10 protein-coding genes are annotated in these 14713 nt (G+C 66.5%); all 10 read left to right on the top strand.

Annotation, left to right across the window (positions count from 1 at the left end):
• Window positions 1–92: 92 nt before the first annotated feature.
• The 10 genes from trpC (at window position 93) to BN2156_RS06560 (ending at window position 14709) form a co-directional block, all read left to right on the top strand.
• Window positions 93–911 (top strand): indole-3-glycerol phosphate synthase TrpC, encoded by an 819-nt coding sequence (gene trpC, locus BN2156_RS06605; protein ID WP_090511589.1) that lies wholly within the window; start codon window positions 93–95, stop codon window positions 909–911.
• Window positions 912–948: 37 nt separating this feature from the next.
• On the top strand, window positions 949–2214 hold the full coding sequence (trpB, locus tag BN2156_RS06600) for a tryptophan synthase subunit beta (RefSeq protein WP_090511585.1): 1266 nt from the start codon (window positions 949–951) through the stop codon (window positions 2212–2214).
• On the top strand, window positions 2211–2999 hold the full coding sequence (gene trpA, locus BN2156_RS06595) for a tryptophan synthase subunit alpha (protein ID WP_090511582.1): 789 nt from the start codon (window positions 2211–2213) through the stop codon (window positions 2997–2999). Before trpB ends, trpA begins: the two co-directional genes overlap by 4 nt.
• Window positions 2996–5368, top strand: a complete 2373-nt coding sequence (gene lgt / locus BN2156_RS06590) for a prolipoprotein diacylglyceryl transferase (RefSeq protein WP_090511579.1) — start codon at window positions 2996–2998, stop codon at window positions 5366–5368. The genes trpA and lgt overlap by 4 nt, the downstream gene beginning before the upstream one ends.
• Before the next feature lie 27 nt (window positions 5369–5395).
• The gene (locus BN2156_RS06585; RefSeq protein ID WP_090511577.1) at window positions 5396–5794 is read left to right on the top strand and encodes an NINE protein; all 399 of its coding nucleotides are present in this window, start codon (window positions 5396–5398) and stop codon (window positions 5792–5794) included.
• On the top strand, window positions 5784–6197 hold the full coding sequence (locus BN2156_RS06580; RefSeq protein ID WP_090511575.1) for a DUF2752 domain-containing protein: 414 nt from the start codon (window positions 5784–5786) through the stop codon (window positions 6195–6197). The genes BN2156_RS06585 and BN2156_RS06580 overlap by 11 nt, the downstream gene beginning before the upstream one ends.
• 85 nt (window positions 6198–6282) lie before the next feature.
• A complete protein-coding gene (gltB, locus tag BN2156_RS06575) occupies window positions 6283–10851 on the top strand; it encodes a glutamate synthase large subunit (protein WP_090511572.1) in 4569 nt (1522 codons plus the stop codon).
• Complete coding sequence (locus tag BN2156_RS06570; protein WP_090511569.1) at window positions 10844–12346, top strand: glutamate synthase subunit beta; 1503 nt, start codon at window positions 10844–10846, stop codon at window positions 12344–12346. Before gltB ends, BN2156_RS06570 begins: the two co-directional genes overlap by 8 nt.
• Window positions 12347–12370: 24 nt before the next feature.
• Window positions 12371–13789 carry a pyruvate kinase gene (pyk, locus tag BN2156_RS06565; protein ID WP_090511567.1) on the top strand — a complete coding sequence of 473 codons (1419 nt, stop codon included), beginning with the start codon at window positions 12371–12373 and terminating at the stop codon, window positions 13787–13789.
• Window positions 13790–13836: 47 nt separating this feature from the next.
• Window positions 13837–14709, top strand: coding sequence for an acyl-CoA thioesterase II (locus tag BN2156_RS06560; protein WP_090511564.1), 873 nt, complete (start codon window positions 13837–13839; stop codon window positions 14707–14709).
• Window positions 14710–14713 lie beyond the last annotated feature (4 nt).

The raw sequence follows: 14713 nt of genomic DNA, 5'->3' as shown, positions 1-14713 counted from the left end.
GGCCGGTGAATGGTGAACGTGTGGCGACGGCTACCCTTCCAGGGAGGGCAACCGGGACCGGCCCGGAGGCACCAGAAAGGAACCGACGGGCGATGAGTTCGGCCACAGTGCTCGACTCCATTATCGAGGGAGTCCGCGCCGATGTTGCCGCCCGCGAGGCCGTTATCAGCCTGGCTGATATCAAGGCCCGGGCCCAGGACGCACCTCCGCCGCTCAACGTGATGGCTGCGTTGCGGGAGCCGGGAATTGCCGTGATCGCCGAGGTGAAGCGCGCGAGCCCGTCCCGCGGCGAGCTGGCCAACATCGCCGATCCGGCGCAGCTGGCGCAGGCCTACGAGGCCGGTGGCGCGCGGATCATCAGCGTTCTCACCGAGCAGCGCAGGTTCAACGGCTCACTTGCCGACCTGGACGCGGTGCGCGCCGCGGTGTCAATCCCGGTGTTGCGCAAGGACTTTATCGTCAAGCCGTACCAGATCCACGAGGCTCGGGCCCATGGCGCCGACCTGCTCCTGCTGATCGTGGCCGCGCTCGAGCAGTCGGTGCTCGAATCGTTGTTGGAGCGCACCGAATCGCTCGGGATGACGGCCCTGGTCGAGGTGCACACCGAAGAAGAGGCCGACCGGGCGCTGCAGGCCGGGGCCAAGGTGATCGGTGTCAACGCCCGCGACCTCAAGACATTGGAAGTCGATCGCGACTGCTTTGCCCGGATCGCACCTGGGTTGCCCAGCAATGTCATCCGGGTCGCGGAGTCCGGTGTTCGCGGAACCGCTGACCTGCTGGCCTACGCCGGCGCGGGTGCCGATGCCGTGCTGGTCGGTGAAGGCCTGGTGACCAGCGGGGATCCCCGCAGCGCGGTCGCCGATCTGGTCACCGCCGGTACGCACCCGTCCTGCCCGAAACCGGCTCGCTGAACCAGGCAATGAGCCGCTTGCACGAAAAGGCACTTTGATGGCGGATCTCGCGGGGCCCGAATTGCCCCGTACCAGCGCAGGCGTCGCCGAACCCACCGTTCACGATCCTGACGCACGGGGGCATTTCGGTTCCTACGGCGGCCGGTTGGTTCCCGAGGCACTGATGGCGGTGATCGAAGAGGTCACCGCGGCGTATGAAAAGTCTCGCGGCGACCAGACGTTCCTCGACGAGCTCGATCGGCTGCAGCGGCACTACAGCGGCCGGCCGTCACCGCTGTACGAGGCGGCCCGACTGTCCGAGCATGCCGGTGGCGCGCGCATCTTCCTCAAGCGAGAAGACCTGAACCACACCGGTTCTCACAAGATCAACAATGTGCTGGGGCAGGCGCTCCTGGCGCGACAGATGGGCAAGACCCGCGTCATCGCCGAGACCGGTGCCGGCCAGCACGGGGTGGCCACCGCCACCGCATGCGCACTGCTGGGCCTGGAATGCATCATCTACATGGGCGCGGTGGATACCGCGCGCCAGGCCCTCAACGTCGCGCGGATGCGGCTGCTCGGAGCCACCGTGGTCTCGGTCGAGGCCGGTTCCAAAACCCTCAAGGACGCGATCAACGAGGCGTTCCGGGACTGGGTCACCAACGCTGACAACACCTACTACTGCTTCGGGACGGCGGCCGGCCCGCATCCGTTCCCGCTGATGGTGCGTGACTTCCAACGGATCATCGGCATGGAGGCCCGCGCGCAAATCCTCGATCAGGCCGGTCGGTTGCCCGACGCGGTGACCGCGTGTGTCGGCGGCGGCTCGAATGCCATCGGGGTGTTCCACGCCTTCATCGATGACCCGGCGGTGCGGCTGGTCGGTTTCGAGGCCGCGGGCGACGGTGTCGAAACAGGCCGGCACGCAGCGACGTTCACCGGTGGCTCGCCCGGCGCCTTCCAAGGTTCGTTCTCCTACCTGTTGCAGGACGAGGACGGCCAGACCATCGAATCGCATTCCATCTCGGCTGGTTTGGACTACCCGGGGGTAGGGCCGGAACATGCCTTCCTCAAGGACATCGGTCGTGCCGAGTACCGCCCCGTCACCGACACCGAGGCGATGGACGCGTTCTCGCTGCTGTGCCGGCGCGAGGGCATCATTCCGGCGATCGAATCGGCACATGCGGTGGCCGGTGCACTCAAACTCGGGCCAGAACTGGGCAGTGCGTCGATCATCGTGGTGAACTTATCCGGGCGCGGCGACAAGGACGTCGAAACGGCGGCCAAATGGTTCGGACTGCTCGATGAGGGGAGCGTGGGATGAGCCGGCTGGCGGAGTTGTTCGACGGCTGCCGCGCCGAGGGCCGGGCCGCGCTGATCGGCTACCTGCCGACCGGGTACCCCGATGTGCAGCAGTCGATCGCGGCGATGACGGCGATGGTCGAATCCGGTTGCGACCTGGTGGAAGTCGGGGTGCCCTACTCGGATCCCGGCATGGACGGACCGACGATCGCCGCCGCCACCGAGGCCGCGCTGGCCGGTGGTGTGCGGGTGCGCGACACCCTGGCCGCGGTCGAGGCGATCAGCAACGCCGGCGGCCGAGCGGTTGTGATGACCTACTGGAACCCGGTGCTGCGCAAGGGTGTTGACACGTTCGCCCGCGACCTGGCATCTGCCGGTGGGTACGGCCTGATCACTCCCGACCTGATCCCCGAGGAAGCCGACGACTGGATCGCCGCTTCCGAGGAACACAATCTCGACCGGATCTTCCTGGTCGCACCGTCGTCGACGCCCGAGCGGCTCGCGTCGACGGTGAACGCTTCGCGGGGCTTCGTCTACGCCGCATCGACCATGGGCGTCACCGGGGCACGCGATGTGGTCTCGAACATGGCGCCGGAATTGGTGCGCCGCGTCAAGGAAGTGTCCGACATCCCCGTCGGGGTGGGGTTGGGCGTGCGTTCGGGCGAGCAGGCCGCCGAGATCGGCGCGTACGCGGACGGAGTCATCGTCGGGTCGGCGCTGGTGTCGGCCCTGGGCGAGGGGTTGGACGCCGTCCGTCGCCTCACCGAAGAACTGGCCAACGGCGTTAGGCAGAGGATTTCAGCTTGACCACTACCGTGCTCGCGTATTTGCCCAGCCCGTCACAGGGCGTCTGGCATCTGGGCCCGGTGCCGATCCGCGCGTACGCGCTCTGCATCATCGTGGGCATCATCGCCGCGCTGGTGATCGGTGACCGGCGCTGGCAGGCGCGAGGCGGCCAGGCCGGCGTCATCTATGACATCGCTTTGTGGGCAGTGCCTTTCGGCCTCGTCGGTGGTCGGCTGTACCACGTCCTGACGGACTGGCCCACATACTTCGGCCCCTCCGGCAAAGGGCTCGGCGCCGCCTTCCAGGTCTGGCAGGGCGGCCTCGGTATCTGGGGCGCCGTCGCGCTCGGTGGTGTCGGTGCCTGGATCGGTTGCCGTTCGCGGGGGATCCCGCTGCCGGCTTTCGGCGATGCCATCGCGCCCGGAATCATCCTGGCCCAGGCCATCGGCCGGCTCGGAAACTACTTCAATCAAGAGTTGTACGGCGGTGACACGACGCTGCCGTGGGGCCTGGAGATTTACCGGCGGCTGAACGCGGCCGGGGTGCCCGACGATCTCAACGGTGTGTCCACGGGCGAGGTCCTGCGGGTGGTTCATCCGACGTTCCTCTACGAGTTGCTGTGGAACCTCCTGATTTTCGCGCTCCTGATCTGGGCCGACCGCAGGTTCAACCTCGGCCACGGCCGGCTGTTCGCTCTCTACGTGGCCGGCTATTGCGTGGGCCGGTTCGTGGTGGAACTGATGCGCACCGACCCGGCGACCGAATTTGCCGGTTTCCGGGTCAACACCTTCACCTCGACATTCGTGTTCATCGGTGCGGTCGTCTACATCATGTTGGCGACCAAGGGCCGTGAAGATCCGGCGACCTTGGCGGGCAAGCCGGAAGAGTACGAGGACGAGTCAGCGCTGGATGAGCTCGGCAAGGAGCTTGTCACCGCAGGCGCCACCACCGGTGTTGTCGCGGCCGCTGCGGTGGCCGGGCGAGACGATGACGAAGACGCCGACCACATGCATCCGGACGAGGTCGGCGCCAGTGAGGACGACGGAGCTGAGGCTGCGGCGGCAATCGAACTGAAGGCGATCGCCACTGAGCCTGAGGAAGCTGAAGAGGACCTCGAAGAGGAGGCCGAGCCTGAGGCGGAGGCTGAGTCTGAGGCATCCGACACCGAGGACGAAGCCGAAGGTGCAGAGTCTGTTGAGCCGTCGGACTCCGATGAGGACGTTGAGGAAGAAGCCTCGGTAGAGGACGTCGAGGCACCCGCAGAAGCGGAGGCGGAGGCAGAATCTGAGGAAGCGGCAGAGGATGAAGCCTCAGTAGAGGACGTCGAGGCACCCGCAGAAGCGGAGGCGGAAACCGAATCCGAGGAAGCCGCCGAGGATGTGGCCGCAGATGAGGATGCCGAGTCTGAGGCATCCGACACCGAGGACGAAGCCGAAGGTGCTGAGTCTGTTGAGCCGTCGGACTCCGATGAGGACGTTGAGGAAGAAGCCTCGGTAGAGGACGTCGAGGCCGAGGACGTCGAGGCACCCGCAGAAGCGGAGGCGGAGGCAGAATCTGAGGAAGCGGCAGAGGATGAAGCCTCAGTAGAGGACGTCGAGGCACCCGCAGAAGCGGAGGCGGAAACCGAATCCGAGGAAGCCGCCGAGGATGTGGCCGCAGATGAGGATGCCGAATCTGAGGAAGCCGACACCGAGGACGAAGCCGAAGGTGCTGAGTCTGTTGAGTCGTCAGACTCCGTTGAGGACGTTGAGGAAGAAGCCTCGGTAGAGAACGTCGAGGCCGAGGACTCCGAGGAACTCGCAGAAGCGGAGGCGGAGGCCGAATCTGAGGAAGCGGCAGAGGATGCCGAAGCTGAGTCTGCGGAATCTGAAGAGCCAGAGGCTGAAACCGAGGCCGAGGCACAAGAAGTCGTCGCCGAGGCCGACGAGGTGGCCGTCGAAGAGAGCGCCGACGGATCTGCCGACGAGCTCGTGGAAGAGGCAGAGACAGAGACAGACGCGACCGATGCCGCCGACGATGCTGCAGAGCCGGTTGAGTCGGAAGACACCGGCGAAGATGAGTCCGAGGTCACGGACTCCGAGTCGGAGGAAGCCGCTGAGGAAGTGGCTGCTGGCGAGGATGCCGAACAAGACTCCGGTGACGCTGCCGTCGAGCCCGACGTTTCCGAGGAGCCCGAAGCCGAAGCCGAAGAGGCGGCTGACGACGCTGGTGCCGATGAGGTTGTCGTCGACGAGGATTCCGAACCGGCCGAGGATGAGGCTGAGCCCGACTCCGAGGTGGAAGCCGAGGATGTCACCGGCGAGGCCGAACCCGCAACGCCCACCGCGGTCGAGCATGAGCCGACCAAGGAAGGTGGCCGGGTGCGTCGTTGGTTCCGGCGTAACCGGTAAGGGCTCGAGCTCTGGCATTCTGACTGTATGACTGATCCGTCGCAGTCCGGAGACCCGATGAACGACCCGCAGCCGGCGAGCTTTCCGCCGCCTGCGGGGTATCCGCCACCGCCGCCGGGTTACCCGCCGTATCCGTCGCCCTACGGGGATCCGAGCGCGCCGTACGGCCGCCATCCGATCACGGGTGAGCCGTTCTCCGACAAGTCCAAGGTGATCGCGGGCCTGCTGCAGTTGCTCGGGCTGTTCGGCCTCGTCGGTATCGGGCGTATCTACCTCGGCGATACCAAGTTGGGTGTCATCCAGTTGATCGTGGGTTTGCTCACCTGCACTCTCGGCGCCATCATCTGGGGGATCATCGACGCGGTCCTGATCCTCACCGACAAGGTGCGTGATCCGTACGGGCGTCCGCTTCGCGATGGAACGTAGCGGTCCCACCGCCACGGCGGCGGGACGGTACTCGCTGGCGGCCGCGGGATTGCTCGGGGCCGGAGCCCTGACCTATGTCGGCGTCGCTGACCCGCACCGACCCGGGTTTTTGTTCCCCGGATGCCCGTTCAAGGCTCTGACCGGGTGGAACTGCCCGGCCTGTGGCGGCCTGCGGATGACCCACGACCTGCTGCACGGCGATGTGGGCGCCGCCGTCGTCGACAACGTCTTCGTCCTGGCCGGCCTGCCTGCCCTGGCCCTGTGGATGTTGGTGCGGTGGCGGCTGGGGAAGACGCTGTTTCCGCTGCAGGCGGTGGTGACCATCGTGGTGGCCGTCGTGGCCTGGACGGTGGTGCGGAACCTGCCGGGCTTCCCCCTGGTGCCGACATTAACCGGCCAGTAGTAGCCCACCTGCGCTGATACACTGAAAATTCGGGCCGGTGCAGTCCCGGGACCAGGATGTTCCGGACTTGCGGAGGTGCGATCAAGTGCTGTTCTCGGCATTGCCAGAGGCGCAGGGGCTTTATGACCCTGCCAACGAGGCCGATTCCTGCGGCGTGGCCATGATCACCGATATCCAGGGCCGCCGTTCTCACGGCATCGTCTCTGACGGGCTGACCGCGCTCGAGCACCTCGAACACCGCGGTGCGGCCGGGGCCGAACCCAACAGCGGCGACGGTGCCGGCATCCTGCTGCAGCTGCCGGTCGAACTGCTGCGTGAGGTGGTCAACTTCGCCTTGCCGGGGCCTGCCGAGGACGGCAGCAACACCTTCGCGGCCGGGATCTGTTTCCTGCCGCAGGATGAGGGTGCGCGCAGTGCCGCACGCACCCGCATCGAGGCGTTGGCCGTCGAGGAAGGCCTGCAGGTGTTGGGCTGGCGGGAGGTGCCGGTCGATCCTGTTGGCGCGGAGATCGGTACGACGGCGCTCGGCTGTATGCCACACATGGCGCAGCTGTTTGTCGCTGCACCGGAGGCCGGTGGGGTGCGGGTCGGGGGGATCGAGCTCGATCGCAAGGTGTATCCGTTGCGCAAGCGGGCCGAGCAGAGCACGGAGTCCGACGCGGTGTACTTCGCGTCGCTGTCCAGCCGGACCATCGTGTACAAGGGCATGCTGACGACAATGCAACTGCCGCAGTTCTTTCCGGATCTGCGCGACGAGCGCTGTCTGAGCGCGATCGCGATTGTGCACAGCCGATTCTCCACGAATACGTTCCCGTCATGGCCGTTGGCGCATCCGTTCCGGTTCGTCGCGCACAACGGGGAGATCAACACGGTGCGCGGCAACCGAAACCGCATGCATGCCCGCGAGGCACTTCTGGCCAGCGCCCGGATTCCCGGTGACCTGGGCCGGTTGTCTCCGATCTGCACCCCGGACGCGTCTGACTCGGCGTCCTTCGACGAGGTGCTTGAGCTTCTTCACCTGGGCGGGCGCAGTCTGCCGCACGCGGTGCTGATGATGATCCCGGAGGCATGGGAGAACGCCACCACCATGGACGCCGCGGAGCGTGCGTTCTGGAAGTTCCACGCTTCGCTGATGGAACCGTGGGACGGGCCGGCCTGCGTCACCTTCACCGACGGTTCTGTGGTCGGTGCGGTGTTGGACCGCAACGGTTTACGGCCGGGGCGCTGGTGGCGCACGGTCGACGACCGGGTCATCCTGGCCAGTGAGAGCGGAGTGCTGGACGTGCCCTCGGGCGAGATCGTCGCCAAGGGTCGTCTGCAGCCGGGCAAGATGTTCCTGGTCGATACCGCCGCCGGGCGCATCGTCGGCGACGACGAGATCAAGGAGCAGTTGTCGGCGGCCGAACCCTATGGTGAGTGGCTGCACGCCGGACTGCTGGACCTCAGCACCTTGCCGGAGCGTTCCCGGATCCAGCCGAATCACGAGTCGGTGGTGCGCCGGCAGATCGCCTTCGGTTACACCGAAGAGGAACTGCGCATCCTGCTCACACCCATGGCCGCATCAGGCGGGGAGCCGCTGGGATCGATGGGCACCGATACTCCCGTCGCGGTGCTGTCCAAGCGCTCACGACTGCTCTACGACTATTTCGTCGAGCTGTTTGCCCAGGTGACCAACCCGCCGCTGGACGCCATCCGCGAAGAGGTAGTTACCTCGATGGCCCGGGTGATGGGCCCCGAGGAGAATCTGCTGGAGCCGTCGGCGGCCTCATGTCGCCAAATCGTGTTGCGCTGGCCGGTTCTCGACAACGACGAGCTGGGCAAGATCGTCCACATCAACGACGACGGCGAGCATCCGGGCCTGCGTACCACGGTGTTGCGTGCCCTCTACGATGTCGAACGCGGTGGGGAAGGCCTGGCCGAGGCGCTCGATGACCTGCAGATGCGGGCCACCGAGGCCATTGCCAAAGGCGCTCGCACACTGGTGATCTCCGACCGCGATTCGGACCACACCAGGGCCCCGATCCCGTCGCTGCTGGCAGTTTCGGCGGTACATCATCACCTGGTCCGCACCAAGGAGCGCACCAAGGTGGCGCTGGTGGTGGAAAGCGGCGATGCCCGCGAAGTCCATCACATCGCCATGCTCATCGGGTACGGCGCGGCCGCGGTCAATCCCTATCTGGCGTTCGAGTCGATCGAGGATCTGATTCGCGAGGGTGAGCTGACCGGCATCGAAACTGCCGAAGCCGTGCGCAATTACGTCAAAGCGCTCGGTAAGGGCGTGGTCAAGGTGATGAGCAAGATGGGCATCTCCACGGTCGCCTCCTACACCGCCGCACAGGTTTTCGAGGCGATCGGGCTGAGCCGTGAAGTCGTCGACGCCTATTTCACCGGCACCACCAGCCAGCTCGGCGGTGTCGGGCTGGACGTGCTGGCCGAGGAGGTCAAGCTGCGTCATCGGCGCGCCTACCCGGAGAACCCCACCGAGCGGGTGCACCGGCGACTGGAGGTCGGCGGTGAGTATGCGTTTCGCCGGGAGGGCGAGCTGCATCTGTTCACCCCGGAAGTGGTCTTCCTGCTGCAGCATTCGACCCGCACCGGGCGTCGTGACATCTTCGCCCGGTATTCCGACGAGGTCGACCGCCTGTCCCGGGAAGGTGGGACCCTGCGCGGCTTGTTCGAGTTGAAGAAGGGGCTGCGACCCCCGGTTCCGCTCGACGAGGTCGAACCGGTCGAGTCGATCGTGACCCGGTTCAACACCGGGGCCATGAGCTACGGCTCCATTTCGGCGGAGGCCCACGAGACCATGGCGATCGCCATGAACAACCTCGGTGGCCGGTCGAACAGTGGTGAAGGCGGGGAGGACGTCGACCGGCTCTACGATCCGCGGCGGCGCAGTGCGGTGAAACAGGTGGCCTCGGGCCGGTTCGGTGTCACCAGTGATTACCTGGTCAACGCCACCGACATCCAGATCAAGATGGCTCAGGGCGCCAAACCCGGTGAGGGCGGTCAGCTTCCGGGCTACAAGGTGTATCCCAACATCGCCAAGACGCGGCACTCCACACCAGGCGTGGGGTTGATCTCCCCGCCGCCGCACCACGACATCTACTCGATCGAGGATCTGGCCCAGCTGATCCACGATCTGAAGAACGCCAACGCCGATGCCCGGATCCACGTGAAGCTGGTCAGCAGTGTCGGGGTCGGAACCGTCGCGGCCGGCGTGTCCAAGGCGCATGCCGACGTGGTGCTGATCTCGGGGTATGACGGCGGCACCGGTGCGGCGCCGCTGACCTCGCTCAAGCACGCCGGGGCGCCGTGGGAGATCGGGCTGGCCGATACGCAGCAGACGTTGGTGCTCAACGGTTTGCGGGATCGGATCACCGTGCAGTGCGACGGCGGCATGCGCAGCGCCCGCGATGTGATCGTGGCGGCGCTGCTGGGCGCCGAGGAGTTCGGGTTCGCCACCGCACCGCTGGTGGTGTCGGGCTGCATCATGATGCGGGTCTGTCATCTGGATACCTGTCCGGTCGGCGTGGCCACACAGAATCCGGAATTGCGGGCGCGGTTCAACGGCAAGCCCGAGTTCGTGGAGAACTTCTTCACATTCATCGCTGAGGACATCCGCCGCTACCTCGCCGAGCTGGGATTCCGCAGCATCGACGAGGCGGTCGGCCACGCCGAGGTACTCGACACCGCTCCCGGTGTGGCGCACTGGAAGAGCCGCGGGCTCGATCTCAGCCCGATCTTCGCGTCCCCGACTGATGCCGACGGCAGTGCGCTCACGCAGCGGCGGCGGGTCCGCGATCAGGATCACGGTCTCGAGCAGGCCCTCGACCGGACCCTGATCCAACTTGCCGAGGGTGCCTTGGAAGATGCCCATCCGGTGCGTCTGGAACTACCTGTCCGCAACGTCAACCGCACGGTGGGCACCCTGCTGGGGTCGGAGGTCACGCGCCGCTACGGCGCGGCCGGCTTGCCCGACAACACCATTCACGTCACGTTGACCGGTTCGGCCGGCCAGTCCATCGGCGCTTTCCTGCCGCCCGGGGTCACACTGGAACTGATCGGTGATGCCAACGACTATGTGGGCAAAGGCCTTTCCGGTGGTCGGGTCATCGTGCGGCCACCGGACGATGTGCTGTTCCTGCCAGAGGACAACGTCATCGCCGGCAATACCCTGCTCTACGGGGCCACCTCGGGTGAGGTGTTCCTGCGGGGCCGGGTCGGTGAGCGGTTCTGCGCCCGTAATTCGGGGGCACTGGCCGTCGTCGAGGGCGTGGGTGACCACGCGTGCGAGTACATGACCGGTGGCCGGGTGGTGATCCTGGGAAAGACCGGTCGCAACCTGGCCGCGGGTATGTCGGGCGGTATCGCCTATGTGCTCGGCCTGGACCCGGCCCGCGTCAACACCGAGATGGTGAAACTACAGCGGCTGGAAGCCGAGGACCTGACCTGGCTGCACGATGTGGTGGCCTGCCATGCCCGGCACACCGGCAGCACGCTGGCCGCCTCGATCCTGGCCGATTGGCCCAGGCGCAGTGCGCAATTCACCAAAGTAATGCCCACCGACTACGAGCGTGTCATGCAGGCGACCCGGATGGCAAAGGCCGAAGGACGCGATGTGGACAGCGCGATCATGGAGGCCAGCCGTGGCTGATCCGACCGGATTTCTTCGCGTACCCAAGATCGAGGCCGCCAAGCGGCCCGTCGAGGAACGGGTGGGGGACTGGCGCGAGGTGTACGAGCGCGAGGATCCCAATGAACGTGCCGGCGAGGTGTCGCAGCAGGCGCGGCGTTGTATGGACTGCGGAATACCGTTCTGCCACTCCGGCAAGGCGGGCTGTCCATTGGGCAACCTGATCCCGGAATGGAACGACCTGGTGCGGCGTGGCCGCTGGGACGCGGCCAGTGATCGTCTGCACGCCACCAACAACTTTCCGGAGTTCACCGGCCGGCTGTGCCCGGCGCCCTGCGAGGCTGCCTGTGTGCTGTCGATCGCCGAGGAGCAGACCGGCGGCAGTGTGACGATCAAGCGGATCGAGCAGACGATCGCTGATCACGCCTGGATGAACGGCACCGTCGAACCCCAGCCGGCGGCGATCTCCACCGGAAAGAGCGTCGCGGTGGTCGGCTCCGGTCCGGCGGGTCTGGCTGCCGCGCAACAACTCACCCGCGCCGGCCACGAGGTCACCGTCTACGAGCGCGATGACCGGGTGGGTGGTCTGCTGCGCTACGGAATCCCCGAGTACAAGCTCGAGAAGTCGGTGCTGAATCAGCGCCTGGCCCAGATGCGGGCCGAGGGCACGCGGTTCGTCACCGAATGCGAGGTCGGTGTGGACCTGACCGTCGAGCAGTTGCGCCAACGTCATCAGGCGGTGGTGCTGGCGGTCGGCGCGCTGCGGGGTCGCGACAACGAGGTGCCCGGCCGCGAACTCGAGGGTGTGCACCTGGCCATGGAGCATCTGGTGCCGGCCAACCGGGAGTGCGAGGGCGACTCGTCCACGCCGATCTCGGCGGCGGGCAAGCACGTGGTGATCATCGGTGGTGGTGACACCGGTGCCGACTGCCTGGGCACCGCGCACCGTCAGGGCGCGGCCTCGGTGACTCAGCTCGACTACAACACCGAGCCGCCCGAGACCCGCGATGACGAGCTCTCGCCGTGGCCCACATGGCCGCTGGTGCTGCGGACCTCCCCGGCTCACGCCGAAGGTGGTGCGCGGCGATTCGAGGTGGCCGTGCAGCGGTTCATCGGCGACGACAACGGACACGTGCGGGCCATCGAGATCGCCGAGGTGCGGGTGACCCGGGACGCCGACGGCCGCCGCGAGATCACCCCGGTGGGCGAGTCGTTGCAGATTCCCTGTGATCTGGCGCTGCTGGCGATCGGGTTCGAGGGTGTCGAGCACATGGCGCTGCTCGACGGGTTGAACCTCACCCTGACCCGGCGCGGCACGGTGTCTTGCGGTTCGGACTGGCAGACCGACGCGCCCGGGGTGTTCGTCTGCGGTGACGCGCACCGGGGCGCATCGCTGGTGGTGTGGGCCATCGCAGAGGGCCGCAGCGCGGCGCATGCGGTGGACGCCTACCTGATGGGCGAGTCGGATCTGCCGGCTCCTGTGCGGCCCGGGACGCTCCCGCTAAGCGTCGTCTGAATCGATCAACTAGACTGGCATGACGTGAGCAGACGCGGAAAGATCGTTTGTACGCTTGGCCCCGCTACCAGCACGGATGAGACGGTGCGGGCCTTGGTCGAGGCCGGTATGGACGTCGCCCGGCTGAATTTCAGCCACGGTGACTACACCGACCACGAAGCCGCCTACAAGAGGGTGCGGGCCGCATCGGACGCCACTGGTCGCGCCGTGGGCGTGCTCGCTGACCTGCAGGGTCCCAAGATCCGGCTGGGCCGCTTCGCCGAGGGGCCGACCTACTGGGCGGCCGGAGAATCGGTGCGGATCACCGTCGATGACTGTGAGGGCACCCATGACCGGGTGTCGACCACCTACAAGCGGTTGGCCGAGGATGCCCGGCCGGGGGACAGGGTCCTCGTCGACGACGGCAATGTCGGCCTGAAGGTCGACCAGATCGACGGCAACGACGTGGTGTGCACGGTCACCGAGGGCGGTCCGGTGAGCAACAACAAGGGCATGTCGTTGCCCGGCATGAACGTGACGGCTCCGGCGCTGTCCGAGAAGGACATCGAGGATCTCGAATTCGCGCTGCGGCTCGGCGTGGATCTGGTCGCGTTGTCCTTCGTGCGGTCACCTGCTGACGTCGAGCTCGTCCACGAGGTGATGGACCGCGTCGGTCGCCGGGTCCCGGTGATCGCCAAGCTGGAGAAGCCCGAGGCGGTCGAGAACCTCGAGGCGATCGTGCTGGCATTCGACGCGATCATGGTCGCCCGCGGTGACCTCGGCGTCGAGCTGCCGCTGGAAGAAGTGCCGCTGGTCCAGAAGCGCGCCATCCAGATGGCCAGGGAGAACGCCAAACCCGTCATCGTCGCGACCCAGATGCTGGAGTCGATGATCGACAGTTCCCGGCCCACTCGCGCCGAAGCCTCCGACGTCGCCAACGCCGTCCTCGACGGTGCGGACGCGGTGATGCTCTCCGGCGAGACCTCGGTCGGCAAGTACCCGCTGGAGGCCGTCAAGACGATGGCCCGCATCATCAAGGCGGTCGAGGACAACTCGGTGACGGTGCCGCCCCTGACCCACACCCCCCGCACCAAGCGCGGTGTGATCTCCTACGCGGCCCGCGACATCGGTGAGCGCCTCGACGCCAAGGCCCTGGTGGCGTTCACCCAATCCGGGGATACCGTGCGGCGCCTGGCCCGGCTGCACACACCGCTTCCGGTCCTGGCTTTCACTGCACTGCCCGAGGTGCGCAGCCAATTGGCCCTGACCTGGGGCACCGAGACGTTCATCGTGCCGCAGATGGCCAGCACGGACGACATGATCCGTCAGGTCGACAAGTCGCTGCTGGATCTGGGCCGCTACAAGCGCGGCGAGCTGGTGGTCATCGTCGCGGGTGCTCCTCCGGGCACAGTAGGCTCCACGAATCTGATCCACGTGCACCGCATCGGGGAGGACGACGTCTAGCGGTCCTCGGCCGGAGAGCGCCTGCAATAGATCTCGAAAGGCATCTCTTGACACACCCGGATTTCGAGGAGCTGCTGGCTGTTCTCGATCTGAATCGCGTCGATGACAACCTGTTCATCGGCTCGCATCCGAGCAAGAACCCGGTACGCACCTTCGGCGGGCAGATGGTCGCGCAGGCGTTCGTCGCCGGCGGCCGCACGTTGGAACACAAACTCGCACCGAGTGCGTTGAACGCGCATTTCATCGCCGGTGGCGATCCGGAGAAGGATCTGGAGTTCCACGTCGTGCCGCTGCGTGACGAGCGCCGGTTCGCCAACCGGCGGGTCGATGTCATGCAGGACGGCAACCTGCTGACCACCGTGATGCTGTCCTACATGAACGCCGGACGCGGGCTGGAGCACAGTGTGCCCGCGCCGGAGGTTCCGCATCCCGACACACTGCCCAAGATCGACGAGCTGCTGCGCGGCTACGAGACGACGGTGCCGTTGTTCGTCGAGGCGTTGCGCCCGATCGAATGGCGCTACACCAACGACCCGTCCTGGGTGATGCGGGACAAGGGCGGCAAGCTCGACCACAACCGGGTGTGGCTCAAGACCGAAGGGGTGATGCCCGACGATCCGGTGCTGCACGGTGCGGCCCTGGTCTACTCGTCGGACACCACGGTGCTCGATTCGATCATCACCACCCACGGCTTGTCCTGGGGCTTCGACCGGATCTTCGCGGTGACGATGAATCACTCGGTGTGGTTCCACCGGCCGATCAAGTTCGACGAGTGGGTGCTGTACTCCACCACGTCGCCGGTGGCAGCGGAGTCCCGTGGGCTCGGCACCGGACACTTCTTCGATGCCTCGGGCCAGTTGCTGGCCACGGTGGTGCAGGAAGGCATCGTCAAGTACTTCCCCGGCGCCGCCAAGCCGTGAGTCG

The organism is Mycolicibacterium neworleansense (assembly GCF_001245615.1).
In the GTDB taxonomy this organism is placed as follows: Bacteria; Actinomycetota; Actinomycetes; order Mycobacteriales; family Mycobacteriaceae; genus Mycobacterium; species Mycobacterium neworleansense.
The sequence above is the reverse complement of the archived record's forward strand: the minus strand, read 5'-3'. Positions and strand labels throughout refer to the sequence as shown.